Origin of the sequence: Pimelobacter sp. 30-1, from assembly GCF_018831735.1 — a bacterium.
GTDB lineage: Bacteria > Actinomycetota > Actinomycetes > Propionibacteriales > Nocardioidaceae > Nocardioides.
In genome coordinates this window covers 209,047-235,759 of the sequence record NZ_NHTS01000003.1, presented here as the reverse complement: position 1 = coordinate 235,759, position 26,713 = coordinate 209,047, and the positions used below count along the sequence as shown (strand labels likewise).

Annotated in this window: 24 protein-coding genes; 12 read left to right on the top strand and 12 right to left on the bottom strand. The window is 71.7% G+C overall.

Annotated features, from left to right (window positions below; genetic code table 11):
* Nucleotides 1-149: 149 nt before the first annotated feature.
* The 3 genes from CCO04_RS06410 (at nt 150) to CCO04_RS06400 (ending at nt 3,248) form a co-directional block, all read left to right on the top strand.
* Nucleotides 150-1,538 (top strand): phospholipase D-like domain-containing protein, encoded by a 1,389-nt coding sequence (locus CCO04_RS06410; protein ID WP_215813288.1) that lies wholly within the window; start codon nt 150-152, stop codon nt 1,536-1,538.
* A gap of 31 nt (nt 1,539-1,569) precedes the next feature.
* Nucleotides 1,570-2,400 (top strand): diaminopimelate epimerase, encoded by an 831-nt coding sequence (gene dapF / locus CCO04_RS06405; RefSeq protein ID WP_215813287.1) that lies wholly within the window; start codon nt 1,570-1,572, stop codon nt 2,398-2,400.
* A 71-nt stretch (nt 2,401-2,471) separates the two neighbouring features.
* A complete protein-coding gene (locus tag CCO04_RS06400; RefSeq protein WP_215813286.1) occupies nt 2,472-3,248 on the top strand; it encodes an SDR family NAD(P)-dependent oxidoreductase in 777 nt (258 codons plus the stop codon).
* A 142-nt stretch (nt 3,249-3,390) separates the two neighbouring features.
* Here the strand turns inward: CCO04_RS06400 and CCO04_RS06395 are convergent, their stop codons facing one another.
* Complete coding sequence (locus tag CCO04_RS06395) at nt 3,391-3,939, bottom strand: hypothetical protein (protein ID WP_215813285.1); 549 nt, start codon at nt 3,937-3,939, stop codon at nt 3,391-3,393.
* A gap of 155 nt (nt 3,940-4,094) precedes the next feature.
* Between CCO04_RS06395 and CCO04_RS06390 the strand changes: the two genes are divergently transcribed.
* A complete protein-coding gene (locus CCO04_RS06390; RefSeq protein WP_215813284.1) occupies nt 4,095-5,732 on the top strand; it encodes an alkaline phosphatase in 1,638 nt (545 codons plus the stop codon).
* Here the strand turns inward: CCO04_RS06390 and CCO04_RS06385 are convergent.
* Nucleotides 5,707-6,138: a hypothetical protein gene (locus CCO04_RS06385; protein WP_215813283.1), complete on the bottom strand. Its 432-nt coding sequence runs from the start codon at nt 6,136-6,138 to the stop codon at nt 5,707-5,709. The genes CCO04_RS06390 and CCO04_RS06385 overlap by 26 nt on opposite strands.
* A gap of 131 nt (nt 6,139-6,269) precedes the next feature.
* On the opposite strand from CCO04_RS06385, the gene hflX reads away from it, so the two are divergent.
* Genes hflX through CCO04_RS06365 form a run of 4 tightly spaced genes read left to right on the top strand, consistent with a single transcriptional unit; the run spans nt 6,270 to nt 11,397 of the window.
* Entirely contained in the window at nt 6,270-7,808 is a 1,539-nt protein-coding gene (gene hflX, locus CCO04_RS06380; RefSeq protein ID WP_215813282.1) for a GTPase HflX, read from the top strand.
* Between the two features lie 4 nt (nt 7,809-7,812).
* Nucleotides 7,813-8,502: an SGNH/GDSL hydrolase family protein gene (locus CCO04_RS06375; RefSeq protein ID WP_215813281.1), complete on the top strand. Its 690-nt coding sequence runs from the start codon at nt 7,813-7,815 to the stop codon at nt 8,500-8,502.
* A 9-nt stretch (nt 8,503-8,511) separates the two neighbouring features.
* Nucleotides 8,512-9,324 carry an LLM class flavin-dependent oxidoreductase gene (locus tag CCO04_RS06370; RefSeq protein WP_215813280.1) on the top strand — a complete coding sequence of 271 codons (813 nt, stop codon included), beginning with the start codon at nt 8,512-8,514 and terminating at the stop codon, nt 9,322-9,324.
* Between the two features lie 60 nt (nt 9,325-9,384).
* A complete protein-coding gene (locus tag CCO04_RS06365) occupies nt 9,385-11,397 on the top strand; it encodes an ATP-dependent DNA helicase (RefSeq protein ID WP_374196972.1) in 2,013 nt (670 codons plus the stop codon).
* On the opposite strand, the gene CCO04_RS06360 is transcribed toward CCO04_RS06365, so the two are convergent.
* Both CCO04_RS06360 and lexA read right to left on the bottom strand, forming a co-directional pair.
* Nucleotides 11,375-12,985 carry an MXAN_6640 family putative metalloprotease gene (locus CCO04_RS06360; RefSeq protein WP_215813279.1) on the bottom strand — a complete coding sequence of 537 codons (1,611 nt, stop codon included), beginning with the start codon at nt 12,983-12,985 and terminating at the stop codon, nt 11,375-11,377. The genes CCO04_RS06365 and CCO04_RS06360 overlap by 23 nt on opposite strands.
* Nucleotides 12,986-13,044: 59 nt before the next feature.
* On the bottom strand, nt 13,045-13,800 hold the full coding sequence (gene lexA / locus CCO04_RS06355) for a transcriptional repressor LexA (RefSeq protein ID WP_215813278.1): 756 nt from the start codon (nt 13,798-13,800) through the stop codon (nt 13,045-13,047).
* A 295-nt stretch (nt 13,801-14,095) separates the two neighbouring features.
* Between lexA and CCO04_RS06350 the strand changes: the two genes are divergently transcribed.
* Nucleotides 14,096-14,473 carry a LysM peptidoglycan-binding domain-containing protein gene (locus tag CCO04_RS06350; protein WP_215813277.1) on the top strand — a complete coding sequence of 126 codons (378 nt, stop codon included), beginning with the start codon at nt 14,096-14,098 and terminating at the stop codon, nt 14,471-14,473.
* 394 nt (nt 14,474-14,867) lie between these two features.
* Here the strand turns inward: CCO04_RS06350 and CCO04_RS06345 are convergent, their stop codons facing one another.
* Complete coding sequence (locus CCO04_RS06345; RefSeq protein WP_215813276.1) at nt 14,868-15,197, bottom strand: hypothetical protein; 330 nt, start codon at nt 15,195-15,197, stop codon at nt 14,868-14,870.
* Between the two features lie 375 nt (nt 15,198-15,572).
* Between CCO04_RS06345 and nrdR the strand changes: the two genes are divergently transcribed.
* Together nrdR and CCO04_RS06335 are read left to right on the top strand one after the other, a co-directional pair.
* Nucleotides 15,573-16,088: a transcriptional regulator NrdR gene (gene nrdR, locus CCO04_RS06340; RefSeq protein WP_215813275.1), complete on the top strand. Its 516-nt coding sequence runs from the start codon at nt 15,573-15,575 to the stop codon at nt 16,086-16,088.
* 122 nt (nt 16,089-16,210) lie between these two features.
* Nucleotides 16,211-19,102: a vitamin B12-dependent ribonucleotide reductase gene (locus CCO04_RS06335; protein ID WP_215813274.1), complete on the top strand. Its 2,892-nt coding sequence runs from the start codon at nt 16,211-16,213 to the stop codon at nt 19,100-19,102.
* Between the two features lie 59 nt (nt 19,103-19,161).
* Here CCO04_RS06335 and CCO04_RS06330 read toward each other — a convergent pair whose 3' ends face one another.
* Together CCO04_RS06330 and CCO04_RS06325 are read right to left on the bottom strand one after the other, a co-directional pair.
* On the bottom strand, nt 19,162-20,142 hold the full coding sequence (locus CCO04_RS06330; RefSeq protein ID WP_215813273.1) for a YDG/SRA domain-containing protein: 981 nt from the start codon (nt 20,140-20,142) through the stop codon (nt 19,162-19,164).
* A gap of 94 nt (nt 20,143-20,236) precedes the next feature.
* Nucleotides 20,237-21,142 (bottom strand): LysR family transcriptional regulator, encoded by a 906-nt coding sequence (locus CCO04_RS06325; protein WP_215813272.1) that lies wholly within the window; start codon nt 21,140-21,142, stop codon nt 20,237-20,239.
* A gap of 126 nt (nt 21,143-21,268) precedes the next feature.
* Between CCO04_RS06325 and CCO04_RS06320 the strand changes: the two genes are divergently transcribed.
* Nucleotides 21,269-22,483 carry an MFS transporter gene (locus CCO04_RS06320; RefSeq protein ID WP_215813271.1) on the top strand — a complete coding sequence of 405 codons (1,215 nt, stop codon included), beginning with the start codon at nt 21,269-21,271 and terminating at the stop codon, nt 22,481-22,483.
* Here CCO04_RS06320 and CCO04_RS06315 read toward each other — a convergent pair.
* From CCO04_RS06315 to CCO04_RS06295, 5 genes are all read right to left on the bottom strand, one after another.
* Nucleotides 22,425-22,661, bottom strand: a complete 237-nt coding sequence (locus CCO04_RS06315; protein ID WP_215813270.1) for a hypothetical protein — start codon at nt 22,659-22,661, stop codon at nt 22,425-22,427. The two genes, CCO04_RS06320 and CCO04_RS06315, sit on opposite strands and share 59 nt — an antisense overlap.
* A 105-nt stretch (nt 22,662-22,766) precedes the next feature.
* On the bottom strand, nt 22,767-23,546 hold the full coding sequence (locus CCO04_RS06310; protein WP_215813269.1) for an amino acid ABC transporter ATP-binding protein: 780 nt from the start codon (nt 23,544-23,546) through the stop codon (nt 22,767-22,769).
* Nucleotides 23,543-24,463, bottom strand: coding sequence for an amino acid ABC transporter permease (locus CCO04_RS06305; RefSeq protein WP_215813268.1), 921 nt, complete (start codon nt 24,461-24,463; stop codon nt 23,543-23,545). The genes CCO04_RS06310 and CCO04_RS06305 overlap by 4 nt, the downstream gene beginning before the upstream one ends.
* 1 nt (nt 24,464) lies before the next feature.
* Nucleotides 24,465-25,379 (bottom strand): ABC transporter substrate-binding protein, encoded by a 915-nt coding sequence (locus tag CCO04_RS06300; RefSeq protein WP_215813267.1) that lies wholly within the window; start codon nt 25,377-25,379, stop codon nt 24,465-24,467.
* Nucleotides 25,376-26,608 carry an amidohydrolase gene (locus CCO04_RS06295; protein WP_215813266.1) on the bottom strand — a complete coding sequence of 411 codons (1,233 nt, stop codon included), beginning with the start codon at nt 26,606-26,608 and terminating at the stop codon, nt 25,376-25,378. The genes CCO04_RS06300 and CCO04_RS06295 overlap by 4 nt, the downstream gene beginning before the upstream one ends.
* Between the last annotated feature and the right edge of the window lie 105 nt (nt 26,609-26,713).

Genomic DNA, 26,713 nt, shown 5'->3' with positions numbered 1-26,713 from the left:
TGATCTGCGCCCTCCCGGCGTCCACCCGGGGTCGCACCCGGGGCACTTCCGGGGCGCTTCCCGGGCGCTGACGGCGCGGGCTCGATGATCCGGCGGGGTGAGTCACGTAAGGTGACACGGTCTTCGTTGTCACCCAGATTGTGCTTTCCATGAGACTCGGCCTCCTGACCTGCACGCTTCTGTCGACGGTGCTGGGCGTGAGCCTGCTCCCCGGCGTGGCTCTCTCCGACGCCTCCGCGGCGCCCGCACCGGTCGTCGTACCGGCGTCGGTGGCGGAGGCGCCACCGCTCGCCGAGGCGCCCCTGACGCCCGCGGCGCGCAACAAGGCCGACAGCTACCGGCCCAACCCGGGGCTGCGCTTCAACGAGCCCTACAACCGGGGTGGCAAGAAGGCCAACACGATCCGGCGCCACATCCTGCGCAGCATCGACAGCACCCGGCGCGGTGACGTGATCCAGATGGCGGCGTGGAACATCCGCGGCCGCTCGTGGATGAAGTCGCTGATCCGCGCCCACAAGCGCGGCGTCGCCGTCCAGATCATCATGGACAAGGTCAACTGGGGCCCGGGTCACCCGAACCCCGAGGCCGCCGCGGTCGCCAAGGTGCTCAAGGGCAAGGAGAACCGCCCGGTCCAGAGCTGGCTGCGCAAGTGCTCCAGCTCGTGCCGGGGCAAGCGCGGCATCCCGCACTCGAAGTTCTACCTCTTCAGCCGGGTCAACGACCGCAGCTACGTGACGATGTTCGGCTCCAACAACGCCACCAACGTCGCCGCCGAGGACCAGTGGAACGACCTCTACACCTGGGTCAACAACAAGAAGATCTACACGACCTTCCAGAACATCTTCAACCAGATGAAGCTCGACCGGAACCAGGGCAGCCGCGCCTTCGTGCGGGCCCGGTTCAGCCCGACCCAGATGGTCGACTTCTACCCCTACAAGGGCGCGATCCCGACCAAGGTCGGCGACCCCGACATGTACCGGCTCAACCGGATCACCTGCCGCGGCGCGACGGGCGGGGCGGGCTTCAAGGGCCGCACCAAGATCCGGATCCAGCAGACCGCGATCCACGGCGAGCGCGGCAAGAAGCTCGCCCGCAAGCTGGTCCAGCTCCGCAAGGCCGGCTGCGACATCCGGATCGTCTACGCCCTCATGGGCGGCGACGTCCACAAGATCCTGACCCGCGGCAAGGTCGCCAAGCTCCAGCTGGCCTACGACCGCGACCGCAACGGCGTCTACGACATCTACCTGCACACCAAGGCGATGGCGATCAGCGGCGTCTACGAGGGCCGGACCAACGCGCGCGTGGTCTACAACGGCAGCGCCAACTGGAGCTCGGTCCCGCTGGCCAGCGACGACGTCGTGGGCGAGTTCCGCGACATCTCGATGACCAAGGCCTACATCGACTGGACCGACTTCCTCTTCAAGCACCGCCCGAAGCGCTGGGGCCCGGTCAACCTCGCCCCGGTCAAGTCCTCGGTGGTCGAGGGCCGGATCATGCCGGTCGACCCGTACTCGTTCATGAAGGAGCAGGGCCTCTGAGCGACGGGGTCGCACCCCCTACGCTGGAGGCGTGTACCCCTTCCTCAAGGGCCACGGGACCGAGAACGACTTCGTCCTGCTGCCCGACCCCGACGGCACCGTCCACGGCGCGCTGACCCCCGAGCGGGTCCGCGCGCTGTGCGACCGGCGCGCGGGGATCGGCGGCGACGGCGTGCTCCGCGTGATCCGTACGGCGGCGATCGGTGCCGACGGTGCCGGCCAGGACGCCGCGTGGTTCATGGACTACCGCAACGCCGACGGCTCGGTCTCGGAGATGTGCGGCAACGGCGTCCGGGTCTTCGGCCGCTACCTCGCCGAGCAGGGCCTGGCCGACCCGGCTGGACCCGTCCCGGTCGCCACCCGGGCCGGGGTCAAGGTGCTCACCTTCGCCGGGGGAGCGGCCGACGGTGAGATCACCGTCGACATGGGCGCGCCCGCCGTCCTGGGCGAGACCAAGGTCGCGGTCGCCGACCACGCCTGGCCGGCGCTCCACGTCGACATGGGCAATCCCCACGCGGTCGCCTTCGTCGACGACCTCGCCGACGCGGGCTCGCTGCTCGCCGCGCCGGCCCACGACCCGGCGGTCTACCCGGCGGGTGTCAACGTCGAGTTCGTCGTCCGCCGCGGGGCGCGCCACGTCGCGATGCGGGTCCACGAGCGCGGCTCGGGCGAGACCCGCTCGTGCGGGACCGGCGCCTGCGCGGTCATGGTCGCCACGGCGCTGGCCGACGACGCCCCGCGCGACACCGACTACCGCGTGGACCTGCCCGGCGGCACGCTGCGGATCAGCTGGACCGCCGACGACCGGATCCTGATGACCGGCCCCGCCGTGGTCGTGGCCGCAGGCACCACCGCCCTCTGAGCAGCCGCCCACGTCTCTGACAGTGACACCGACGGTGTCACGGTGCCGGGCTCCGCCCTATGCTCCCGACCATGGAACTCACCGGATCCTCTGCCATCGTCACCGGCGCCTCCTCGGGCATCGGCGCCGCGGTCGCCCGCGCGCTCGCCGCCCAGGGCGCGACCGTCGTCGTCGCCGACCTCCAGGCCGACAAGGGCGAGGCCCTCGCCGCCGAGATCAACGGCGTCTTCGCCCAGGTCGACGTCACCAACACCGAGCAGATCGCCGGCGCGGTCAAGGCCGCCGCCGAGATCGCCCCGCTGCGCGCCGTGGTCAACTCCGCCGGCATCGGCTGGGCCCAGCGCACCATCGGCCGCGACGGCCAGCTCGAGTCGGCCCACTCGCTCGAGGCGTTCACCAAGGTCGTCGCGATCAACCTGATCGGCACCTTCGACATGGTCCGCCAGGCCGCCACCGTGATGAGCCAGAACGAGCCCGACGCCGACGGCTGCCGCGGCGCCATCGTCAACCTGGCCAGCGTGGCCGCCTTCGACGGCCAGATCGGCCAGGCGTCGTACTCGGCGTCCAAGGGCGGCGTCGTCGGCATGACCCTCCCGGTCGCCCGCGACCTGTCCGCGGCCGGCATCCGGCTCAACACCGTCGCCCCCGGCCTGATCGACACCCCGATCTACGGCGAGGGCGAGGCGGCCGAGGCATTCAAGGCCAAGCTCGGCGAGAGCGTGCTCTTCCCCAAGCGCCTCGGCGTGCCGGCCGAGCTGGCCAGCATGGTCGTCGAGTGCCTGACCAATGCGTACATGAACGGCGAGGTCATCCGCGTCGACGGCGGCATCCGGATGCCCCCGAAGTAGTCAGCACCGGGCGTCTCCCGCCGCGCGCCAGCGCAGCGCGGCGGGAGACCCGCCCCGCCCGCGCGCGGCAGCGCGTCGAGAGGCGCCCCCCGGCAGCTTGCTGCCCCTACCGGCGCCGAAGACGCGCTCGCGCAAATCAGAGCTAGCCCTCGCACCACATCGCGCTGTAGGCGCCCTTGGTCGAGCGCCGCTCCGTGACCCGGCCGTCGACCGTGATCGTGCAGTTGACCGGCTGGTCCACCCGCCCCTGCTGGGCGAACACCACCGCGTAGTCCGGGTTGCCGTAGACCGTGGTGGTCAACGACCAGGTGCTGCCGCGCACGACCGCGGTGCCCTCGTGGCTCTCCACGCTGGTCGGGATGATCCAGGCGACCGTGCCGAGCGTGCCGGCGGTCGACATCCGCACGGTCAGGGTGTGCTTGGGCAGCTGCGAGTAGTCGCCTGCCCCCTGCAGTCCCGGCGGTACGCCGAGCCCGGACGTGTGACCGCCGAACAGGTCGCCCGGTCCGGCGTCCGTCGCCGACGGGTCGACCGTGGTGCCCTTGACCGGCGTGGCCGGTGACGGGGTGCTGGTCGGCGCCGAGGAGGAGTCGTCCGCCCGCGGTGTCGAGTCGATGGCGCGGTCGGGCGGTCCCGGCCGCAGAAAAAGGAAGCTGGCGACGATGACGATGACGGAGGCGACTGCGATCAACGCGAAGGTCCTGCTCTCGCCCCCCGGCCGTAGAGCACTCACACCACGCCAACGAGCCAACCCGCGCACTCGCTATGGGTGGCGTCCCTCGGGTGTTCACCATCACGCCGCGCAGTGCTCAGGACGGCGTCGTCGGCGGCCGGTTCGCTACGAGCGTGACGCTGCTCTGGGATGACCGGAACCGCCTCGGTGAGCTCCGCGTGGGCCGCCGCACCACCATCGTCGCCGGGCTCTCCGGCGTGTCCGTCCCGGCGCTCGGCCTGCTCGGCCGTACGCCGGCCTTCGTCGAGCGCCGCGTCGACCTGACCACCGGTGCCCGCAGCGGCGAGGTCGGTACGACGTCCGCCGTGCTCTGGTCGCGCGCGCCCGGCCCCAGCCGGATGATGGTCCGCCTGCACAGCAACGGCCGGCACCGGCGCCTGGTCCGCGGCCCGTGGACCGACCCGCGCGCCGACCTCACCGCGCGCGTGCACCTGACCGGGCTCGCGCCCGGCCGCGAGTACGCCGCCGAGGTCTGGTTCGAGACGCCCGAGGGGGAGCGCAGTGCCCCCGAGCACCTGACCTTCGCGACCGCGCCGATCCACGCGGCCGCGCAGACGGTCCTCTGGTCCGGCGACACCTTCGGCCAGGGCTGGGGGATCGACCTGGCGCGCGGCGGCGTCACGACGTACCGGACGATGCTCGACCTGCGCCCGGACCTCTTCATCCACGTGGGCGACACGATCTACGCCGACGAGCCGATGACCGACACGGTGCTGCTGCCCGAGAACGGCACCACCTGGCGCAACGAGCTCACCGAGGACGTGCTGGGCGTGGCCGAGACGCTCGACCAGTTCCGCGGCCGGCACCGCTACCTCCTGCACGACGACAACGCCCGCGCGTTCCACGCCGCGGTGCCGACCGCGGTGCAGTGGGACGACCACGAGACGTGCAACAACTGGTGGCCCGGCGAGATCATCGACGACGAGGCCTACACCGAGCGTCGCGCGGACGTGCTGGCCGTGCGCGGGCGGCGGGCCTGGCAGGAGTACCAGCCGGTGCCGGTCAAGCGCCTGGTGCCGGCCGACGGCGACGGCTTCGTCGCGACCCGCCTCTACCGCCGGATCCCGCGCGGGCAGCACCTCGACCTCTTCCTGCTCGACATGCGCAGCTGGCGGGGGCCGAACCCGGACCACGACCCGGCCGTCGTACGGGACCGGGTGGCGGCGGGTCTGCTCGGCCGCGAGCAGGAGGCCTGGCTGATCGACGGGCTGCGCCGCTCCACCGCCACCTGGAAGGTCGTCTCGATCGACCAGCCGCTCTCGGCGCCGGCCAGCCGGACCTACGACCTCGACGGCGTCTCGAACGGCGACGGCGGCCCGCCGCTGGGCCGCGAGCACGAGATCGGCCGGGTGCTCGCGGCGATCAAGCGGTACCGGATCCGCAATGTCGTGTGGGTGACGGCCGACGTGCACTACACGGCGGCGTACCACTACCACCCGGAGCGCGCGTCGTTCACCGACTTCGACCCGTTCTGGGAGTTCGTCTCGGGGCCGCTGCACTGCTCGCCGTTCACCCCCAAGGACGACCAGCTCGACGCGACCTTCGGCCCGCGCGCGGTCTTCTCGCACGGCAAGGAGGAGGACCTGAACGTCAAGATCGCGCCGCGCCCCGACAACCAGCACATCGGCAGCCTCCAGGTCGCCGCGTCGGGCGCCCTCACCGTCACGCTGTACGACGGCGCGGCCACGCCGCTGTGGCGCCGCACCCTCGAGCCGGAGCCCCTGGTCAGCCCGGCGCGCGCCGGGACTTGAACCGCAGCGACTCGAGCTGCTCGGCGGGCAGGCGGGGCTGGCCGTTCTCGAGGTCGTAGCGGGCCCGCGCGACCGCGGACGCGGTCACCCGGCCGCGCTCGTCGGCGTACGCCGCCAGCGAGTGGGTCCGCGCCAGCCGCGGGCCGACGGCGTTCTCGGTGAGCCCGGCCTGGGCCCCCGCCGCGCGCAGCGAGGCCTGCCCGTGGAGCACGGCGGTCGCCATCGCCTCGTCGATGAGCTGGGTGATCCGGTCGGCCGCCTCGCGCAGGTAGGGGAGGGCCAGCTCGGGGTCCCTGCCCTCGGCCTCGTCGAGCGCCTGCCGGATCTGGGCGAGCACGCCGACCGAGGGCACCACCGGCACCCGGGTGGGCCGGTCGCCGCGGCGCGGGACGCTCGGATCGGTCATGTCTCCGATGGTGCCGCACAAAGTGCGGATCCGCAAAGCGTGCGGCCCCGCAGATGATGCGCGTGCCGCCGGGGCCACCGCCGATAAACGGGAAGCATCGGCTCGGCGGCGTCGTTACCCTGGAGACGCTTATGACGAACCATGCTGAAGACTTCTCCCTCGCTGCCGCGCTGCGCGCCACCGAGGGCTGGGACGACCCCGACGACCTGACCGACCCGATCGACGACGCCGACGCGGCGGACGGCGACGACGACGGCTGGGTCTCCGGCTACGCCGACGCCGACCCCGAGGAGGCCGAGGACCTGACCACCGGCGACCTCGACCTGGTCGAGCGCCACGAGCTGCGCCGCGTGGCCGGCCTGCGCACCGAGCTCGAGGACATCACCGAGGTCGAGTACCGCCAGCTCCGCCTCGAGCGCGTCGTGCTCGTCGGCGTGTGGACCGAGGGCACCGTGGCCGACGTCGAGAACGCCATGGCCGAGCTCGCGCTGCTCGCCGAGACGGCCGGCTCCGAGGTGCTCGACGCGATCTACCAGCGCCGCCAGTCGCCCGACCCGGCGACCTACATCGGCCGCGGCAAGGTCGAGGGCCTGCGCGAGATCGTGCAGGCGACCGGCGCCGACACCGTGATCTGCGACGGCGAGCTCGCGCCGAGCCAGCTGCGCAACCTCGAGGACAAGGTCAAGGTCAAGGTCGTCGACCGGACTGCGCTGATCCTCGACATCTTCGCCCAGCACGCGAAGTCCAAGGAGGGCCAGGCCCAGGTCGAGCTCGCCCAGCTCAGCTACATGAAGCAGCGGCTGCGCGGCTGGGGCGGCAACCTGTCCCGCCAGGCCGGTGGCCGGGTCGGCGCCGACGGCGGCGGCATCGGTGGCCGTGGTCCCGGTGAGACCAAGATCGAGACCGACCGGCGCCGGATCAACGACAAGATCGCCAAGCTGCGCCGCGAGCTCAAGGTCATGAAGGGCACCCGCGACACCAAGCGCCAGGAGCGCCGTCGCAACGAGATCCCCTCCGTGGCGATCGCCGGCTACACCAACGCCGGCAAGTCCTCCCTGCTCAACCGGCTCACCGGTGCGGGCGTGCTCGTCGAGGACGCGCTGTTCGCGACGCTCGACCCGACCACCCGTCGTACGACGACGGGGGACGGGCGCATCTACACGATGAGCGACACCGTCGGCTTCGTCCGGCACCTGCCGCACCAGCTCGTCGAGGCCTTCCGCTCGACGCTCGAGGAGGTCGCCGACGCCGACCTCATCGTGCACGTCGTCGACGGCTCGCACCCCGACCCCGAGGGCCAGCTGACCGCGGTGCGCGAGGTGCTCGCCGACATCGAGGCCGGCGACGTCCCCGAGCTCGTCATCATCAACAAGACCGACGCGGCCGACCCGCTGGTGGTCGACCGGCTGCTGCGCCGCGAGCCCCACTCCGTCGCCGTCTCGGCGCGCACGGGCGAGGGCATCGCCGCCGCCATCGCGGCGATCGAGGCCGACCTCCCGCGCCCGCAGGTCGAGTTCACCGCGCTCGTGCCCTACGCGCGCGGCGACCTCATCGACCGGATCCACAAGGACGGCGAGATCGGCACGCTCGAGCACACCGCCGAGGGCACCCGGGTCACCGGCCGCGCCACCGAGGCGCTCGCCGGCGAGCTCGCCGCCTACGCGGTCTGACGCCGTGGTGGGGCCGGGGCGGCGCCGGGTCACGCTCGGTGTGCTCGCCGTGGTCCTCACCGCCGCGGTCAGCCTGACCGTGTGGGCCCGGGCGGGTGCCCGCGGCGACCACTGCGGCGCGGTCCGGGAGCGGGCCGACGCCCGCGCCGCGCTCGTCACCGGCAGCGGACCCGAGGTGCTGGTGATCGGCGACTCCTACGCGGTCGGCGCCGGGCTGCGGCCCGACCAGTCCTGGCCGGTACGGCTGCCCGGCCGGGTGCGGGTCGACGGCTTCTCGGGCAGCGGGTTCAGCGCCGCTGCGAGCGGCTGCGGCGACGTCTCCTATGCCGTGCGGGCCCGGTCCGCGCTGCGCCCGGGCACCGCGCTCGTCGTGGTCGAGGGCGGGCTCAACGACTACGACCAGCCGATCGCCGCGCTCGCCGCCGGCTTCGACCGGCTGATGGGGGTCCTCGGGGACCGCCCGGTGCTCGTCGTCGGACCACCGCCGGCGCCCGAGCGGCCGGCCGGCACGGTGCGGGCGGTCGACGCCGAGCTGGCCCGGCTCGCGGCGGCCCACGCGACGCCGTACCTGTCGCTGGTGGGGGTCGAGCTGACCTACCAACGCGACCGGTTGCACCCTGACGCGGCGGGCCAGCGCGTGTTCGGCGAGGCCGTCGCGGACCGGGTCCGTGCGCTCGGCGTCCCCGGCGTCTAGCGTCGGTCCATGAAGTCGGCCGTCTGGGTCCCGTTGTTCGACGAGCTCGCCGACCCTGCGGTCGTCGTCCGGCTGGCCGTAGCGGCCGAGGAGCACGGCTGGGACGGCTTCTTCGTCTGGGACCACGTGCGCTGGCGGACTCCGGTCCAGGCCGTCGCCGACCCGTGGACCACCCTCGCCGCGGTCGCCACCGCGACCACCTCGGTCCGGCTGGGCCCGATGGTGAGCGCCCTGCCGCGCCGCCGGCCCCAGGTCCTGGCCCGGCAGAGCGTCACGCTCGACCTGCTCAGCGGCGGCCGCCTGGTCCTCGGCGCGGGCCTCGGCAGCGACCGGTTCGGCGAGGAGTTCTCCCGGTTCGGCGAGGAGGTCGACGACCGGCGCCGGGCCGCGATGCTCGACGACACGATCACGATCCTGCGCACGGCGTGGTCCGGCGATCCGGTCCGGTACGACGCCGACTGGTGCACCATCGACGATGTCACCTTCCTCCCGCGCCCGGTCCGGGGCGAGATCCCGATCTGGACGGCCGGGTTCCCCGGCTACCGGCGCCCGCTCGAGCGGGCAGCACGGGCCGACGGCTTCGTCCCCGTCAACCTCGAGCAGCCCGACCAGCTCGTCACGGCCCTCGCCCGGATCGACGTGCTGCGGACCGAGGCGGGGACCGCTGCGACGCCGTACGAGGTCGCCGTACCGCTGCCCGGGACGGCCGACCTCGCGGCGTTCGCCCAGGCCGGTGCCACCTGGTGGCTGGCCGACGTCGACCCGCACACGATCACCGCCGACGAGCTCGCCGGGGTGATCCGGGACGGTCCGTTCCGCTGAGCCGGGCGCCCCTGTGGAGGGGCGCGCAAGCGGCGGCGCCGGACCATCTAGGGTTCTCCGGTGACCACTCGCGCCGCCGTGCAGACCCCGCCCGTCCGCGAGCTCCTCGCGTCGGCGGTGGCGGCCCTCGGCGGCCAGCAGCGCGATGGTCAGCTGGCGATGGCCGAGGCGGTCGCGGAGTCCTTCGCAGACAAGGAGCACCTCCTCGTCCAGGCCGGCACCGGTACCGGAAAGTCGCTCGGCTACCTCGTCCCCGCGCTCCTCCACGACCAGCGCGTCGTCATCGCCACCGCCACCCTGGCGCTCCAGCACCAGCTCGTCGAGCGCGACCTGCCCCGCCTGGTCAAGGCGGTCGGGACGACACCCGGCGTCGACGCGTCGTACGCGGTGCTCAAGGGGCGCTCCAACTACGCCTGCCTGCACCGGGTCCGCGAGGGCGCGCCCGACGAGCAGGGCGAGCTGATCCAGGCCGAGGCCGCGCTCGGCGCCCTCGGGCGCAAGGTCCTCGCGCTGCGCGAGTGGGCCGAGCAGGCCTCCGAGAAGGGCCGCACCGGCGAGCGGGACGACGCCCCGCGCCACACCGACAAGGAGTGGCGCCAGGTCAGCGTCACCGCCCGCGAGTGCGTCGGCGCGAGCAAGTGCGCCTTCGGCGAGGAGTGCTTCGCCGAGCGGGCCAAGGAGAAGGCGCACAAGTCCCACCTCATCGTCACCAACCACTCCCTGCTCGCGATCGACGCGATCGAGGGCATCCCGATGATCCCCGAGTACGACGCCGTGGTGATCGACGAGGCCCACGAGCTCGCCGCACGGGTCACCCAGGCCGCCACCGACGAGCTCTGGGCGGCCGAGGTCGAGCGGGCCGCGCGACGCAGCATCCGCCACGTCGACGGCAGCGAGGGCGACGACCTCGCCGATGCCGCCGACGCGCTGCGCGCGGCGATCACCGATGCGCCGACCGGACGCTTCGAGCGGGTGCCCGAGGACCTCGCCGACGCGCTCACGCTGGTCCGGGACGCGGCGCGCGCCTGCCTGTCGGCGTACCCCAAGGCGGAGTCGGGCAGCGAGCCCGACGCGGCGCTCACCCAGGCCAAGGGCATGGTCCAGGAGGTGCTCACCACCGCCGAGCGGATGGCCGCCTTCTCCGAGGCCGACGTGCTCTGGCGCACCGAGGGCACCGACCGGATCCCGCCGATGCTCTGCGTCGCGCCGCTCCAGGTCTGGGGCCAGATGCGCGACCGGCTGCTCGCCGACAACACCGTGGTGCTCACCTCGGCGACGCTCATGCTCGGCGGCGACTTCTCGACCGTGGCCGGCTCGGTCGGCCTCAAGCCGTCCGAGCGGGTCGACGCCGCCGCCCCGCGCGCGGACTGGCCCGACGACGCCCAGCCCTGGCGGGGCCTCGACGTGGGCAGCCCGTTCGACTACCCCAAGCAGGGCATCCTCTACGTCGCCCGGCACCTCCCGCCGCCCGGACGCGACGGCCTCGGCCCGGCCCAGCTCGACGCCATCACCGAGCTCATCGATGCCGCCGACGGCCGTACCCTCGGCCTGTTCTCCAGCCGCCGCGCGGCCGAGGCCGCGGCCGAGCACGTCCGCAAGGCACTGCCCCACCTGACCACGCTCGCCCAGGGCGAGGCGCAGCTGCCCGAGCTGGCCCGGCAGTTCGTCGAGGACCCCTACACCTGCCTGTTCGGCACGCTGGGCCTGTGGCAGGGGCTCGACGTACCGGGGGACACCTGCCAGCTGGTGATCATCGACCGGATCCCGTTCCCGCGACCCGACGACCCGCTGATGAGCGCGCGCCAGAAGGCGGCCGACAAGGCGGGCGGCAACGGCTTCATGCAGGTCGCCGCGACCCACGCCGCGCTGCTGCTCGCCCAGGGCGCGGGCCGGCTGATCCGCACCACGGACGACCGAGGCGTGGTCGCCGTCCTCGATCCGAGGCTGGCGACCGCGCGCTACGGGTCGTTCCTGAAGGCGAGCCTGCCGCCGATGTGGCCGACCACCGACCCTGCGGTCGTGCGGTCGGCCCTGACCCGGCTGGCCGAGGTCAGCGGATCACGCGAGCGCTGATCTTGGCCGCACGGGTCTTGTTGCCGGAGTTCGACAGGTTGATCTCGACCCACTGGACGTTGCGGCCGAACGGGTAGACCACCCGCTTGTCGCCCTTGGCGTTGATCTTGACCTTGCGGGTCACAGCCGGCTTGTTCTTCTGCTTGATCGTGACGATCGCGAAGGCGCCGGCGTTGCGCGAGCTGAGGTTGACGTCGACCCGCAGCCGCCCGGCGCGCTGCAGCGCGCTCTTGTAGCGGACCGTGCGCGAGGCCAGCTTGTTGATGTCGGTGCGCGCCGAGACGCTGCGGCCCATGGTCAGCCGGTACGAGCGCCACAGCGGCGCCGCCCGGTAGGCCGAGCCCTCGGAGTAGTACGCCGCCGGGCGCCGGTTCCACGCGGTGAACCAGCCGAACTGCTTGCGCAGCTCGGTGTTGCGCGCGGCCAGCGTGCGGTTGAGCGCGGTCCGGGCGTCGGTCGTGCCGGCGGCCCGGTTCCAGATGTCGCGGATGATCACCGGCATCCCGCCGGCCGGCGTCGGGAAGCGCTCGCTGAGGTAGCGGAAGAAGATCCAGGCGCCGTAGGCCCCGTTGGCGTTGGTCATCGCCTGCGCCGGGCGGCCCAGGGGACCGCTGCTGAGGAACTGGCGGTTGTCGTTGACGTTGTCGTAGAGCTCGTCCTCGGCCCAGGTCGCGGTCGCCTCCATCATCCAGCGCTCCTCGCCGATGTCGTAGGCGAACTGGACGGCGTGGAAGTACTCGTGGGCCGCGGTGACCTGGAGGTTCTCGGTCGGCGTGTGGGCCCGGCCGAACTCGGCGGCCGAGTAGTCGTTGTCGAGCACGCAGTAGGCCGGGGCGGTGCCGTGGCCGCCGACCTGGCGGTCGGTGGTGCAGTACCCGTAGAGGCCGTACTTCCCGAGGTCGGCGAGGTAGACGTCGAACGCGCCGTTGACATTGCCGACGCCGCCGCTGGACATGCCGGCGGCACCGTCGGAGAGCGGCTTGCGGTAGCCGGCGGTCGCGTAGCGACCGGCGACGTACTGCATGACGTCGAGGACGTCGGCGGCCCAGGCGCCGCTCGCGGCGTTGACGCCGGAGGCGACGTAGTGGACGCAGATGCCGTTCTCGCACACCGAGGGGGCCTCGGGGACGCTGCCGTAGCAGGGCAGGCCGGAGCCTGAGGTGCACTCGATGCCGCCGGCCGGGTCGTTCGGGTTGGGCCGGGCGAGCAGCCGGGCGGCGTCCTTCTTGAGGCCGCTGGGCAGGTCGTCGCGGGTGGTGGCCAGGTCGGCCAGCGCCAGGGTCAGATCGTTGCTGTCGGTCGTCGTGACCGGCGTGGCCGGGTCGATGATGCCCTGGACCGTCTCGAGCGCCGCCTCGGCCTCGGCCTGCGGGTCGACCGGCGCGGCCGGATCAGCCGGGTCAGCCGCGGTCGCCGGAGCGAGCGTGCCGGTCAGCGGGTCCACGACCAGACCCGTGAGGTCGGTCGGCGGCACCGGGCTGCCCGTCTCGGCCTGCGCCGCGGCGCCGGTGAGCGGGACCACCAGCAGCGCGGTCAGCAGGGACGGGACGAGGAACGCGGCGCGGGGGAAGCGGCTGCGAGAAGTCATGGGGAAGATCGGGCTTTCGCCTGGACGACAAGACCCCCTGACCCTACGTCACCGAGCGCTCAGACCCGCCGAAGGACGGCGGTCACCTTGCCGAGGATGGTCGCGTGGGTGCCGTCGATCGGCTCGAAGGCCGGGTTGTGCGGCAGCAGCCACACCTGACCGTCCTTGCGCTGGAAGGTCTTGACGGTCGCCTCGCCGTCGATCATAGCCGCGACGATCTCGCCGTTCTCGGCGGTCGGCTGCTGGCGGATCACCACGTAGTCGCCGTGGCAGATCGCGGCCTCGATCATCGACTCGCCGCTGACCTCGAGCAGGAACAGCTGGCCGTCGCCGACGAGCTGGCGGGGGAGCGGGAAGACGTCCTCGACCCGCTCCTCGGCCAGGATCGGGCCACCCGCGGCGATCCGGCCGACGACCGGCACGTTGGCCGGGACCGGCGCGGCGTCGCCGATGCCGGTCTCGTCGTAGGCCGGGCGGTCGGGGTCCTCGACGTTGCCGATGGCGCGCCGGGCCGCCATCACCTCGGGCAGGAACACCTCGAGGGCGCGCGGCCGGTTGGGGTCGCGCTTGAGGTAGCCCTTCTCCTCGAGGGTGCGCAGCTGGTGGGCGACGCTGGAGGTGCTGGTCAGGCCGACGGCCTGACCGATCTCGCGCATGCTCGGCGGGTAGCCGCGCTTCTCGATGCTGTCCTTGATGTGGGCCAGGACCCGCTGCTGGCGCGGCGTGAGTCCGGTGGCGTCCGCCGGGCCGTCGGGCAGCTCGGTGACCTTGCTCGCCTGCTTGGCGGCCTGCTTGTCGGCCTTGCGGTCAGCCATGGGTGGTGCCCTCCAGATCGGCGACGGTCTTGCGGCCCGGCCCGAACCGGGACGGTGTGACGACGCTAACCGAAGTCGCCGCCCCTTTTCAAACACGTGTTCGAACGGGCGTGTCGGCTCTTGCCTGCGCGAGCCCGCCGAAGACTCTCGAACGGATTTTCGAACGAGGGCTGGATTTGTTCGAACACATGATCTAGTCTCGTACACACGTTCGATCGAACACCTGATCGAGACGACTTCCGTCGGACCCCCTGACTACAAACAGGGATCCGTCCACTTCCCCCGGAGGTTCACCATGAGCACCGTCACCCTTGCCCCGCGCGTCGCCCCCGCCCGTCGTACGGCTGCGCCTGCCGTGCGCCGCACCGGACAGGTCCGGCTGACCCGCCGTGGACGCCTCGTGGTCTTCCTCTTCGCGCTCACCGCGGTCGTCGCCGCCGCGATCTGGCTCGCCGCCGGCTCCGCCGCCTCCCGCGACGCCGCCCCCGCGCCCGCCGAGGTCGACGTCATCACCGTCGCCCCCGGCGACACCCTGTGGGACATCGCCAGCGACGCCGCCGCCACGACCGGCGACGACGTGCGCGACATGATGCAGCGCATCGAGCAGCTCAACGCGCTGGACGGCGGCACCGTCTACGTCGGCCAGGACCTCCGCGTCCCCGCCGACAGCTGAGCCGCCACCTGAACTTCTCCGCTGACTCGACCCCAGCGGAGTTGGGGAAGACGAGGGGCGGGATCCGGTCGACCGACCTCACCCGGATCCCGCCGCTCGCGTTTTTGGCGCGAGCGCGTCTTCGGGCTGAGAGGCGGCAGCAAGCTGCCGGGGAGGCCCTCTCGACGCGCTGCCGCGCTCGCAGTCGTCGTTCGCGCGGTGCCGGGTTGCTGGGCGGCCAGGCCGGGGCAGGCCGCGCGAGTGGGGCCGCAACCCCCCCGCGCACCCTGCCGGGCCGCGCCCTGCCGCGCCCTGCCGGGCCGTTCCCGGCGCCGCCCGGCGCCGCTGGTGGCGTCGCGGCGTCTCGAGGCGCGTCGTGTCGGGGCGAGCCCGGGCTGGGCGGCCGGGCCGACCGTCAGCGAGCGGCGCGCTTGCCGCCCTTGGGGGCGTCGGGGTCGCGCTTGGGCTTCGGGTCCGGCGCGGAGGTCAGGCCGAGTGCTCGCGAGAACCGCGCGGCCAGCATGAACGCCAGGAACAGGCAGAGCATGGCGCCCGCCGAGGCGACCACGAGCAGCGCCCAGGCGCCGGTCTTGTCGTCGTGGCGGGCGGTCGCGCCGAAGTCGATGGCGGCGAGCACCAGGTACCCCCAGGCGACCAGGGCGAACGTGATCCCGGCCGCGAGCAGGAGCAGGGCAGGGCGGAATCGCGCCTTCGTCCGATCGCCGGCCCGCTTTCCTCCTGCCACGGCGGTCATTGTTGCTGATGGGTGGGTGGAATGGGTCGGCAACCCTCCGTCTAGGGCGCACCTCGTCGATCCACAGGCTCCCCGGAGGCCCTCGAATCGCCCTCCCGACGCCCTCCGCGTACGACGTCCAGACCGGTCCCGCACGCAAATCCCGGCGTGTTTCAGGCGTGCTGAGCGGGTCCGCGCGACAGGCCGGGGCGCGGTCTTGCGTCCGTCGTGTCCGGGGCGTACGGTTACCACTACATCTAGTAGTTACAACGATGTAGTTCTCCACATATAGGTCCACAGGACCTGGCGTGAAGTACACAGAAACATCCTCGTTTGTGCACAGGGGAAGCCCCTTTGTCCACAAGCGCCGACTCGGGAGGAGGAACCATGCACTGTCCGTACTGCAAGCACAACGACACCAAGGTCCTCGACTCCCGGGTATCCGAGGACGGCTGCTCGATCCGGCGTCGCCGGGTCTGCCAGTCGCCTGCGTGCGAGAAGCGGTTCACGACCGTCGAGGCCATGCAGCTGACCGTGCTCAAGCGCTCCGGCGCGACCGAGCCGTTCACGCGCGACAAGGCCGTCGCCGGCGTCCGGAAGGCCTGCAAGGGCCGCCCGGTCGACGAGGACGACCTGGCCCGCCTGGGCCAGGAGGTCGAGGACCAGCTGCGACTCGCCGGCAGCCCCGAGATCGCGGCCCACGAGGTGGGCCTCGCGATCCTCTCGCCCCTGCGCCGCCTCGATGAGGTGGCCTATCTCCGCTTCGCCTCCGTCTACCGCGGGTTCGACTCCGCGGCGGACTTCGAGAACGAGATCGCCCTGCTGCGTGCCGAGCGCCAGCTGCAGAGCGAGTCGGGCGGAGCCCCGGGCGGTCTCGCGACCGCCTCAGCCCCGACGGGCTGACCACGAACGCCCGGCAGGTAGTGGGGAAGCTGCCTGCCGGGCCACCACCCTTCCCCAGAGCGCGCATCCATCGCCGCACCGCCGACCCCCGCCACGTCGCACACCAGGAGACCAGGAGAGTCATGACCGAGACGGCCAGCAACCCGACCGCCGCAGGCGCCGCATCCGGCAAGGGCCTGAAGATCGACCGCGTCTTCAGCACCGAGGGCACCCACCCCTACGACGAGATCACCTGGGAGCGTCGGGACGTCGTCCAGACCAACTGGAAGACGGGCGAGACCGTCTTCGAGCAGCTCGGTGTGGAGTTCCCCGACTTCTGGTCGCTCAACGCCTCCACGATCGTCACCACCAAGTACTTCCGCGGCGCGGTCGGCACCCCGGAGCGGGAGCGCGGCCTCAAGCAGCTCATCGACCGGGTCGTGTCGACGTACGTCAAGGCGGGCAAGGAGCACGGCTACTTCGCGAGCGTGGCGGACGCGGAGGTCTTCGAGCACGAGCTGACCTGGCTGCTCGTGCACCAGTACTTCTCCTTCAACTCCCCGGTGTGGTTCAACGTCGGCACGACCGCTCCCCAGCAGGTCTCCGCGTGCTTCATCCTCTCCGTCGACGACTCGATGGACTCGATCCTGAACTGGTACAAGGAAGAGGGCTTCATCTTCAAGGGCGGCTCCGGCGCCGGCCTGAACCTCTCCCGGATCCGCTCCTCCAAGGAGCTCCTCAGCAGCGGCGGTACGGCGTCCGGCCCGGTCTCCTTCATGCGCGGCGCCGACGCCTCGGCGGGCACCATCAAGTCGGGCGGCGCGACGCGTCGTGCGGCCAAGATGGTCGTCCTCGACGTCGACCACCCCGACATCGAGGAGTTCGTCGAGACCAAGTGGCGCGAGGAGGACAAGATCCGCGCCCTGCGCGACGCCGGCTACGACATGGACCTCGGTGGCAAGGACATCACCTCGGTCCAGTACCAGAACGCCAACAACTCGGTGCGCGTCAACGACGAGTTCATGCGCGCCGTCGAGGCCGGCACCGACTTCGGCCTGCGCGCCCGGATGACCGGCGAGGTCATCGAGACCGTCGATGCCCGCGGCCTGTTCCGCAAGATCAGCGAGGCCGCCTGGGCCTGCGCCGACCCGGGCCTGCAGTACGACGACACGATCAACGCCTGGCACACCAACCCCGAGACCGGCCGGATCACCGCGTCCAACCCGTGCTCGGAGTACATGTCGCTCGACAACTCCTCGTGCAACCTCGCCTCGCTCAACCTGCTCAAGTTCCTGCGCGAGGACGACACCTTCGACGCCCCGCTGTTCGCGAAGGCCGTCGAGCTGATCATCACCGCGATGGACATCTCGATCTGCTTCGCCGACTTCCCGACCGAGCCCATCGGCGAGACCACCCGCGACTACCGCCAGCTCGGCATCGGCTACGCCAACCTCGGCGCGCTGCTCATGGCCATGGGCCTGGGCTACGACTCCGAGGGTGGCCGCGCGATGGCCGCGACCGTCACCTCGTTGATGACCGGTACGTCGTACCGTCGTTCGGCCGAGCTCGCCGCGATCGTCGGCCCCTACGCCGGCTACGCCCGCAACGCCGAGGCCCACCAGCGCGTCATGCGCAAGCACCAGGCGGCCAACGACGACGTCCGCACCCTCCACATCGCCGACGCCGAGGTCCACAAGCTGGCCACCGAGGAGTGGGCCCAGGTCGTCGAGCTCGGCAAGACCAACGGCTTCCGCAACGCCCAGGCCTCCGTGCTCGCGCCGACCGGCACCATCGGCTTCATGATGGACTGCGACACCACCGGCATCGAGCCCGACTTCTCCCTGGTGAAGTTCAAGAAGCTCGTCGGCGGCGGCTCGCTGCAGATCGTCAACCAGACCATCCCGCGCGCCCTCAAGAAGCTGGGCTACGACAGCGAGAAGGTCGAGGCGATCGTCGCCTACATCGGCGAGCACGGCCACGTCGTCGACGCCCCCGGCCTCAAGCCGGAGCACTACGAGATCTTCGACACCGCCATGGGCGAGCGCTCGCTCAAGCCGATGGGCCACGTCCTGATGATGGCCGCCTGCCAGCCCTTCCTCTCCGGCGCCATCTCCAAGACGGTCAACCTGCCCGAGTCGGCCTCCGTCGAGGACATCGAGCAGATCTACCTCGAGTCGTGGAAGCTCGGCCTCAAGGCCACCGCGATCTACCGCGACAACTGCAAGGTCGGCCAGCCCCTGGCCGACGGCGGCGGCAAGGCCAAGAAGGACGCCGCCGACGCTGCCGACGCCGCTGCCGAGGGCAAGGTCGTCGAGAAGGTCGTCGAGAAGATCGTCTACGCCCCCACCCGCAAGCGCCTCCCGAAGTCCCGCCAGGCCCGCACCACGTCGTTCACCGTGGCCGGCGCCGAGGGCTACATGACCTCGGGCGCCCACGACGACAACGCCCTCGGCGAGATCTTCCTCAAGCTCGGCAAGCAGGGCTCCACCCTGGCCGGCGTGATGGACGCCTTCTCGATCGCCGTCTCCATCGGCCTCCAGTACGGCGTCCCGCTCGAGACCTACGTCTCGAAGTTCACCAACCTCCGCTTCGAGCCCGCCGGCCTCACCGACGACCCGGACGTCCGGATGGCGCAGTCGATCATGGACTACGTCTTCCGCCGCCTGGCCCTGGACTACCTGTCCTTCGACGAGCGCGCCGCCCTCGGCATCTACTCCGCCGACGAGCGCCAGCGCCACCTCGAGACCGGCTCGTACGAGCCCGTCGAGGAGACCGGCAACGCCTCCGAGCTCGTCGACACCGCCCCCGTCGCCAAGACCGCCCCGGTCGAGGCCGAGGTCGTCGAGGTCGCCGACGAGGACCCCCTCGCCGGCGCCCCCGAGGTCAAGGTCGCCAAGACCACGGCCGAGCTCCTCGAGCAGATCACCGGCCACGCGGTCGACAGCCCGCTGTGCATGACCTGCGGCACGAAGATGCGGCCGGCCGGCTCGTGCTACGTGTGCGAGGGCTGCGGCAGCACCAGCGGCTGCAGCTGAGCTAGCACGTCCAACGGCCCGGTCCCTCAGTGAGGGGCCGGGCCGTTGCGCGTTCCTAGCTAGGACGCGAAACCGTGGTGCTCGCGGTGGTAGCGAACGTGGGTGAGACTCACGTCGTGGCCGTTGACCACCGTGAGGGGACCGAGCTCATTGCCTGCGTGGTCGCGCACGATGAGGTGGTCGTCAAGATAGATGCCGCCCTTGTCGAGCAGCACGTGGTGGTTGGGGCACAGGCAGAGCACGTTGTCGTGGGTGTCGGGTCCGTTGTGGGGCATTCCTAGGGCGCGGATGTGTGCGCCTTCGCTGTAGGGCGCCACCGGGAGATCCAAGTTGAGACCGCACACCTGGCAGCGATGTCCGTGCAGTTCCTTGATGTACTTCGCGACCCTGCTGGAGCGGACGATCCGCTGCACGATTCCGGTTGCGCGATGCGGTGCCGGGTTACCCGCTGGTGCCTCGGCGGAGGGCTCGTAGGTGACGCTGGTAGGGGGAGCTACGTCGGCTCGGAAGTCGGCGTCGCCGACGGGTCCGGTGGCGGGCCGCTGACCGGCCGGTGTCCAGGGACGCGCCTCGTCAGGGGTCAGGCGGACGAGGTGGAAGCGCCAGATGCGGAAGCCATCGCGGCCTTGCTCGGCCCAATGCCGGGTGACCTGGTAGAGGCCGTCGTAGCGAAAGCCGACCTTGGGGGCGTAGGGCTTCTCGCCCTTGTGCCCGCGAAGGACCCTGACGGGGAGACCGCCTTCCTCGCTATAGACGAGTGAGGCGTTGTGGTACTGGGTGATCTCTTGGTCGGCGATCTGCCGGTCCGTCTTCGGGTCTTTGCCGCCGGCGCCCGTGTAAAGGATCCAATCGCCATGGTCTTCGTCGTCGACGTAGCCCTTGCTGAGCGCAATGCAGTTGGCGGCGATGCCGGCGCTCCCTGAGATGCCCTGCATCGCGAACCGGTGAATCCCAGCGGCCATGGCCTCTGCCCGGCTGGCATAGGTGGAGCCGACCGGATGCCCCTCGAGTTCCCCGAAGTAGTAGTCAGCCTTGCTCAACGAGGGACCTACGAGCGAAGGGGCCGGGCGTCCCGGTCATGGTTGTCGACACGAAGGCAAGCCTTGACGAGTTCTGGCCCGCCTTCGAGCACACCTATGTGGTGTTCTGCCGATCCATGCCACTGGTCCCGTACGGCGCCTCACCCACCACGAACTCCCGGAACCGCTCCGCCGCCGGCTCCAGCCCCCGATCCGTCCGCCACGTCATCCCCACACTGCGCCGCGCGTTCGCCCCGGTGAGCGCGATGCCGACGGTGCCGGAGACTCCCGCGAACGCCTCCGGTACGACGGCCACCCCGAGCCCCGCGGCGACCAGACCTTCGATGGTCGCGAGGTCGGCGCTCTCGAAGGACACGGGCAGGGTGATGCCGGCGTCGGCGAGAAGGCCGTCGACGAGGGTGCGGAAGCCGAAGCCGAGGGGGGTGGTGACGAGCTCTTCGGAGGTGAGGTCGCGCAGGTCGATGCGCTTGCGGGTGCGGAGGCGGTGGGTGGGCGGGACGATGAGGACGAGGCGTTCGTGCTGGAGGGTGATCCAGCCGAAGTCGCCGTCGGGGCGGCCGGAGGTGATGGCGAGGTCGACGGTGCCGGCGTTGAGGTCGCGGAGCATGGCGTGGGCGGGTTCTTGGGAGAGCTCGACGCGGACGCCGGGGGCCTGGTGGTGGAAGCCGCGGAGGATGCGGGGGACCAGGGAGGTCGCCATGGAGTCGAGGAAGGCGAGGCGGACGATGCCGCGGTCGGGGTCGAGGCGGGTCTCGATCTCGGTGGTCATCTGGCGGTAGCGGGCGACGAGGTCGCGGGCGGCGTCGACGACGAAGGCGCCGTTGGGGGTGGTGGTGAGGCCGTCGGGCACGCGCTCGAAGAGGCGTACGCCGAGCTCGTCCTCGGCGCGCGCGAGAGCTCGGGAGAGCGTGGGTTGGGTGACGCCGAGGATCGCGGCGGTGTCGGTCACGTGCTGGTGGTCGGCCAGTGCGACCAGCCACTCGAGGTCTCGGATGCGCACGCGACGAGAATACGCGAAGCGTATGGAGGGCCAGCGTCAATCGCATTGGACGCATGATCGTGGACGGCGCACGCTGGTCGGGTGCATGAGGGACATCTGCGTGGATCGGCCGCGTACCGGCGGACCATGGCGGCGATGGTGTGTGCGGGGATGGTCACCTTCGTCCTGCTGTACGACACCCAGGCGCTGCTGCCCGCCTTCCACGACGACTTCGGGGTGACGCCGGCGCAGGCGACCTTGTCGATGTCGCTGACCACGGCGGGACTGGCGCTGGGGCTGCTGGTCGCCGGTCCGGCTTCTGAGGTGGTCGGGCGGACCCGGATGATCGTCGGTGCGGTCTGGCTGTCGAGCCTCGTCGCGCTGCTGTGCCCGTTCGCGTGGTCGTGGGATGCCCTGCTGGTGCTGCGCTTCGTCGAGGGTCTGGTGCTGGCGGGGTTGCCGGCGGTGGCGACGGCGTACCTCCGTGAGGAGCTGCACGCGTCGGCACAGGCGCGGGCGGCCGGCGTCTACATCGGCGGTACGGCGCTCGGCGGCATGGTGGGCCGGGTCCTGACCGCGCCGGTGACCGAGGCGCTCGACTGGCGCTGGGGTCTCGGTGCGGCCGCGGTGCTGAGCCTGGTCTGCGCGGTCGCGGTGACGCTGACCCTGCCGCCGTCCCGCAACTTCCGGGGACGCCGGCGCCAGGAGCTCGCGCTGGGGGAGATGTCGCGGGCGGCGTTGGCGGATCCCGTCCTGCGCCGCCTGTACGTCGTCGGGGCGTGCTCGGTGGGTGCGCTGGTGGTGGTGTTCAACGCGCTCGGCTTCCGCCTGGTCGGGGGACCGCACCATCTCGGTCTGGGGGCGATCAGCCTGCTCTACCTGGTGTACCCGCTCGGGTCGGTCAGTGCGGCGGTCTCCGGCGCCTGGGCAGACCGGGTCGGGCGGCGGGCGGTGCTGCCGGTGGGCTGTGCCGTCGCGATCGCGGGCGTCGCCCTCACCGTCCCGCACAGCCTGGTCGCGATCGTGGCGGGACTGGCGTGCCTGACCATGGGCTTCTTCGTGGTCCACGGCATCGCGAGCGGCTGGGTCGCGGTGCGGGCCCACGCGGCCGGTGCGAGCGCGAGCCAGGCAGCCGCGTTCTACCTCTGCGCCTACTACGTCGGCTCGTCGGTGTTCGGCAGCCTCGGGGCGAGCGCGTGGTCGACGTACGGATGGGTGGGACCGGCGGTGCTGGCGCTCGGGCTGCTCGCGGTCGTCGGGGTGCTGGGCCTGGACCTGCGGCATGTGCCCGCGATCGCCCCCGTCAGTACGACGAGAACGTCACCCGCGGCTCTCCATCCACCAGGTCGACCGTCGCATTGACGTAGAGGCTGTCCTCGTCGGACTCCGTGGTCCAGTCCGGCGCCCCGAAGCCGTACGACGCGTCGTACTCGTAGCTCACGACGGCCTCGCCCGCCTCGTCGGAGGAGAGCTCGGCCGGGAACGTGCCGTCGAAGCCGCTCCACGAGGACGTCGGCGCGGAGGCCAGCCGCCACGTCACCTTGCGCTGTCCGAAGTGCGGGGGGGGGCTGGTGGACCCGGCCGGCCGCGCTCTCGGGCCACGACCGACCGGGTCGTTCAGGGAAGGCGTTCCGCGAAGGAGGCCCTAGCGCACGGCCGCGAGGAACTCCCGGGTCCGCTGGTGCTGCGGGTCGCTGATCACCTGCGCCGCCGGACCGACCTCGACGATCTGGCCGCCGTCGAAGAACGCCACCCGGTCGGCCACGTCGCGCGCGAACCCGATCTCGTGGGTGACCACGATCATCGTCATGCCGGTCTCGGCGAGGTTGCGCATGACGGCGAGGACGTCACCGACGAGCTCGGGGTCGAGGGCGGAGGTGGGCTCGTCGAAGAGCATGAGGCTGGGCTGCATGCACAGGGCGCGGGCGATGGCGACGCGCTGCTGCTGTCCGCCGGAGAGGCTGCGCGGGTAGGCGTTGGCCTTCTCGGCGAGCCCGACCTGGCCGAGGAGGGCGAGGGCGCGCTCGCGGACCTCGCGGCGAGGCTGGCGCAGCACGCGCAGGGGTGCCTCGACGAGGTTCTCCAGCACGGTCATGTGGGGGAACAGGTTGAAGTGCTGGAAAACCATGCCGACCTGGGTGCGCTGGCGGCAGATCTCGCGGTCGCTGAGCTCGTAGAGCTTGGTGCCGCGCTGCTCGTAGCCGACGGTGGTGTCGCCGACCCAGAGCCGGCCGCCGTCGATGGCCTCGAGGTGGTTGACGCAGCGCAGGAAGGTGGACTTGCCCGAGCCCGAGGGGCCGATCAGGCAGAGCACCTCGCCCTGCTCGACGACGAGGTCGATGCCCTTGAGGACCTCCAGGTTGCCGTACGACTTGCGTACGCCGGCCGCGCGTACCTTGGGCGCGGCCACGGCCGTGGTGCTCATGACTTGCTCCTCTCGACAGGTGCGTGGGTGCGGAAGAACTTGCGCAGCTGCTGCAGGGGTGTGGGCGGCAGGTTGCGGTTGCCGCGGGCGTAGCGGCGCTCCAGGTAGTACTGGCCGATGCCGAGGACCGTGGTGACGGCGAGGTACCAGATGCTCGCGACGATGAGGAGCGGGACGGTCTGGAAGTTCTTCGCGTAGATGATCTGGCTGGAGTACAGCAGGTCGTGGACGGCGAGCACCGAGACGAGCGCGGTGGTCTTGAGCATGCCGATGGTCTCGTTGCCGGTGGGCGGGACGATGACGCGCATCGCCTGGGGGAGCACGATCCGGCGCAGGGTCTGGCCGCGGGTCAGGCCGAGGGCGGACGCCGCCTCGTTCTGGCCGTGGTCGACCGAGAGGATGCCGGCGCGCACGATCTCCGACATGTACGCCGCCTCGTTGAGCCCCAGCCCGAGCACGGCCGCGATGAACGGCGTGATGAGGGTGTTGGCGTCGAGGTGCACGCCGGGCAGGCCGAAGCTGATCACCGGGTAGAGCGCGGCGAGGTTGAACCAGAACAGCAGCTGCACGAGGACCGGCGTCCCGCGGAAGAACGAGACGTAGGCGAAGGCGAAGCTCCGCACCACGGGGTTGGCGCTGAGCCTCATCACCGCGAGCAGGACGGCGAGCAGGATGCCGATCCCCATGCAGATCGCGGTGAGCAGGAGCGTGGTCACCAGGCCGTGGAAGATCGAGACGTCGCGCAGGTAGAGCCCGACGACGTCCCACCCGAAGTTGGGGTTGGTGAACACGTCGCGCAGCGCGTAGGCGGTGAGCGCGACCAGCAGCACCGCGCTGACCCAGCGCAGCGGGTGCCGGCGGCGGACCGTGGTCAGCTCGACGTACTCGCTGGTGGGGGAGAGGGCCATGGTGGTCATGTCAGCTCCCCGGGTTCGGCGCGAGGTTGGTGTCGGGGATGTTCCACTTCTTCGTGAGCGTCGCGACGGTGCCGTCGTCGTAGAGCGACGTCACGGCGGCGGCGACGGCCGCGCGCAGCGGCGAGTCCTTGGGCAGCGCGATGCCGGTCGGGCGCGACTCGTAGATGTCGCCGGGGGCGAGCTCGAACTTCCCGCCGGCCAGGGCGCCCTGGTACGAGATCGCCGTGCTGTCGGCCATCATGCCGTCGACACGGCCGGAGTTGAGGGCGAGGATCGCGTCGTTCTGCGACGGGAACAGCTCGGGCTCGACGGGCGCCTTGCCGGCGTCGATGCACTGCTGGCGGATGGCGGGCAGCTGCTCGATCGCCTGGGTGGTGCCCTTCTGCGCGGCGATCTTGTGGCCGCACAGCACCATCGGGTCCATCGACAGGTCCTCCGGGTTGCCCGGCCGTACGGCGATCCCGGCGCCGCCCTGCAGGTAGGTCACGAAGTCGACGACCTGCTGCCGCTCCGGCGTGATCGAGAAGCTCGACTCGGCCAGGTCGTAGCGCCCGGCGGCGAGGCCGGTGAGGATCGTGTCGAAGCCGGCGTTGACCAGCTCGACCTTCAGGCCGAGCTTCTGCGCCACGGCGGTGGCGAAGTCGGCGTCGAAGCCGACGATCGTCTTGTTGTCGGGGGCGAACATCTCGAAGGGCGGGTACGACGCGTCCATCGCGACCTTGATCGTGCCGGCCTTGGCGATGTCGGCCGGCAGGAGGTCGGCCGCGGCCTGGTCGGTCGCGACGTCGACCTGGTCCGAGGCGTCGGGGACGTCGACGCCCCCGGTGGCGCCGGGGTCGGTGGACGCGTTGGTGCAGGCGCTCAGGCCGACGGCGAGGAGGGCGGCGACGGCGGTGCCGGTGAGGAGGTGCTTCATGACGGGAACTCCAGGTGGGTGGGGTGGACGAGCTCGCCGTGGCGAGCGATGACGTGGCCGTCCTTGACGACCAGGGAGCGGGTGGGGCGGGCGACGACGGCCTCCGCGACCGTCCGCGCCGGTACGACGACCAGGTCGCCCGGCGCGCCGGGCACGAGGCCGTAGGAGTCGAGGCCGAGCAGGTGGGCGGCGCCGGTGGTGGCGCAGTCGAGGGCGAGGGCGATGTCCTCGTCGCGGCGCAGCCCGTTGCGGTAGGCGACGTGCATCGCGCGCTCGATCATGTCGCCGTTGCCGTAGGGCCCCCACAGGTCGCGGATGCCGTCGCTGCCGCAGGCGAGCGTGACGCCGCGCTCGGCGAGGTCGCGCACCGAGGGGACCGGTACGTCGTACACGGCGGCGGTGATGACGGCGACGCCGGACTCGGCGAGCAGGTCGATGAGCCGGAACCGCTCGTCCTCGGGGACCGTGCCGAGCGCGTCGGCGTGGCTGAGCGCGACCTTGCCCTGCAACCCGAAGGCGACGGTGCGCCGGGCGACCAGGCCGAACTGCCAGGCACCGAGGCTGCCGGTGTCGTGCAGGTGGATGTCGATGCCGGCGCCCCGGCGGGCGGCGATCTCGAAGAGCGCGTCGAGCTGGCCGAGCGGGTCGTCGTCGACCCCGGCGGGGTCGATGCCGCCGAGGGTCGTGGCGCCCGCGTCGAGCGCGGCCTCGAGGAGCTCGAGCGTGCCGGGCCGGCGGATGACACCGTCCTGGGGGAAGGCGACCTGCTCGACGTCCACGAGCCCGCGGACCGCGTCGGCGGCCTTGGCGACCGACTCGATGCCGGCCAGGCCGAGCGCGGGGTCGACGTCGGTGTGGGTGCGGACCCGGGTCGTCCCGAGGGTGGCCATGTGCCGGAGCAGGTCGGCGGCGTGCTCGGGGGAGGGCAGCCCGAGGTCGGTGCGCCGGTCCCGTTCGTTGGCGATCCGGTCGACCAGGCGCGGCCCGGCCGCGTGCGGCACCCACGGCCCGCCCCACAGCGTCTTGTCGACGTGGCAGTGGGCGTCGATGAGGCCGGGGAGCACGAGCGCGCCGGCGACGTCCTCGACGGGGACGTCGTCGAGGACGTCCGGGCGGGGCGCGGCGACGCTGGTGCCGATCGCGGCGATCCTTCCGTCGCGGACCAGGACGTCCTGGAGGTCGTCGTGGCCGGGCAGTCGCGCCTGGCGGACGAGCAGGGAGGCAGGCATGTCGCTCCTTGGCTGATGGTATTTGGTATACCGTAGATCGTAGGTCTACGATGTGGCAAGAGACACACTGACCCAGGGGGCCCGGCCGGCGAAATGCCGGGGGCG

Bases quoted from the DNA above. Each gene is read 5' to 3' on its own strand.
- CCO04_RS06305 (WP_215813268.1), bottom strand. From the start codon at position 24,463: ATGACCACCATGGCCCTCTCCCCCACCAGCGAGTACGTCGAGCTGACC.
- CCO04_RS06400 (WP_215813286.1), top strand. From the start codon at position 2,472: ATGGAACTCACCGGATCCTCTGCCATCGTCACCGGCGCCTCCTCGGGC.
- CCO04_RS06410 (WP_215813288.1), top strand. From the start codon at position 150: ATGAGACTCGGCCTCCTGACCTGCACGCTTCTGTCGACGGTGCTGGGC.
- CCO04_RS06300 (WP_215813267.1), bottom strand. From the start codon at position 25,379: ATGAAGCACCTCCTCACCGGCACCGCCGTCGCCGCCCTCCTCGCCGTC.
- nrdR (WP_215813275.1), top strand. From the start codon at position 15,573: ATGCACTGTCCGTACTGCAAGCACAACGACACCAAGGTCCTCGACTCC.
- CCO04_RS06310 (WP_215813269.1), bottom strand. From the start codon at position 23,546: ATGAGCACCACGGCCGTGGCCGCGCCCAAGGTACGCGCGGCCGGCGTA.
- lexA (WP_215813278.1), bottom strand. From the start codon at position 13,800: ATGGCTGACCGCAAGGCCGACAAGCAGGCCGCCAAGCAGGCGAGCAAG.
- CCO04_RS06295 (WP_215813266.1), bottom strand. From the start codon at position 26,608: ATGCCTGCCTCCCTGCTCGTCCGCCAGGCGCGACTGCCCGGCCACGAC.
- CCO04_RS06385 (WP_215813283.1), bottom strand. From the start codon at position 6,138: ATGACCGATCCGAGCGTCCCGCGCCGCGGCGACCGGCCCACCCGGGTG.
- CCO04_RS06360 (WP_215813279.1), bottom strand. From the start codon at position 12,985: ATGACTTCTCGCAGCCGCTTCCCCCGCGCCGCGTTCCTCGTCCCGTCC.
- hflX (WP_215813282.1), top strand. From the start codon at position 6,270: ATGACGAACCATGCTGAAGACTTCTCCCTCGCTGCCGCGCTGCGCGCC.
- CCO04_RS06350 (WP_215813277.1), top strand. From the start codon at position 14,096: ATGAGCACCGTCACCCTTGCCCCGCGCGTCGCCCCCGCCCGTCGTACG.
- CCO04_RS06335 (WP_215813274.1), top strand. From the start codon at position 16,211: ATGACCGAGACGGCCAGCAACCCGACCGCCGCAGGCGCCGCATCCGGC.
- CCO04_RS06320 (WP_215813271.1), top strand. From the start codon at position 21,269: ATGGCGGCGATGGTGTGTGCGGGGATGGTCACCTTCGTCCTGCTGTAC.
- CCO04_RS06370 (WP_215813280.1), top strand. From the start codon at position 8,512: ATGAAGTCGGCCGTCTGGGTCCCGTTGTTCGACGAGCTCGCCGACCCT.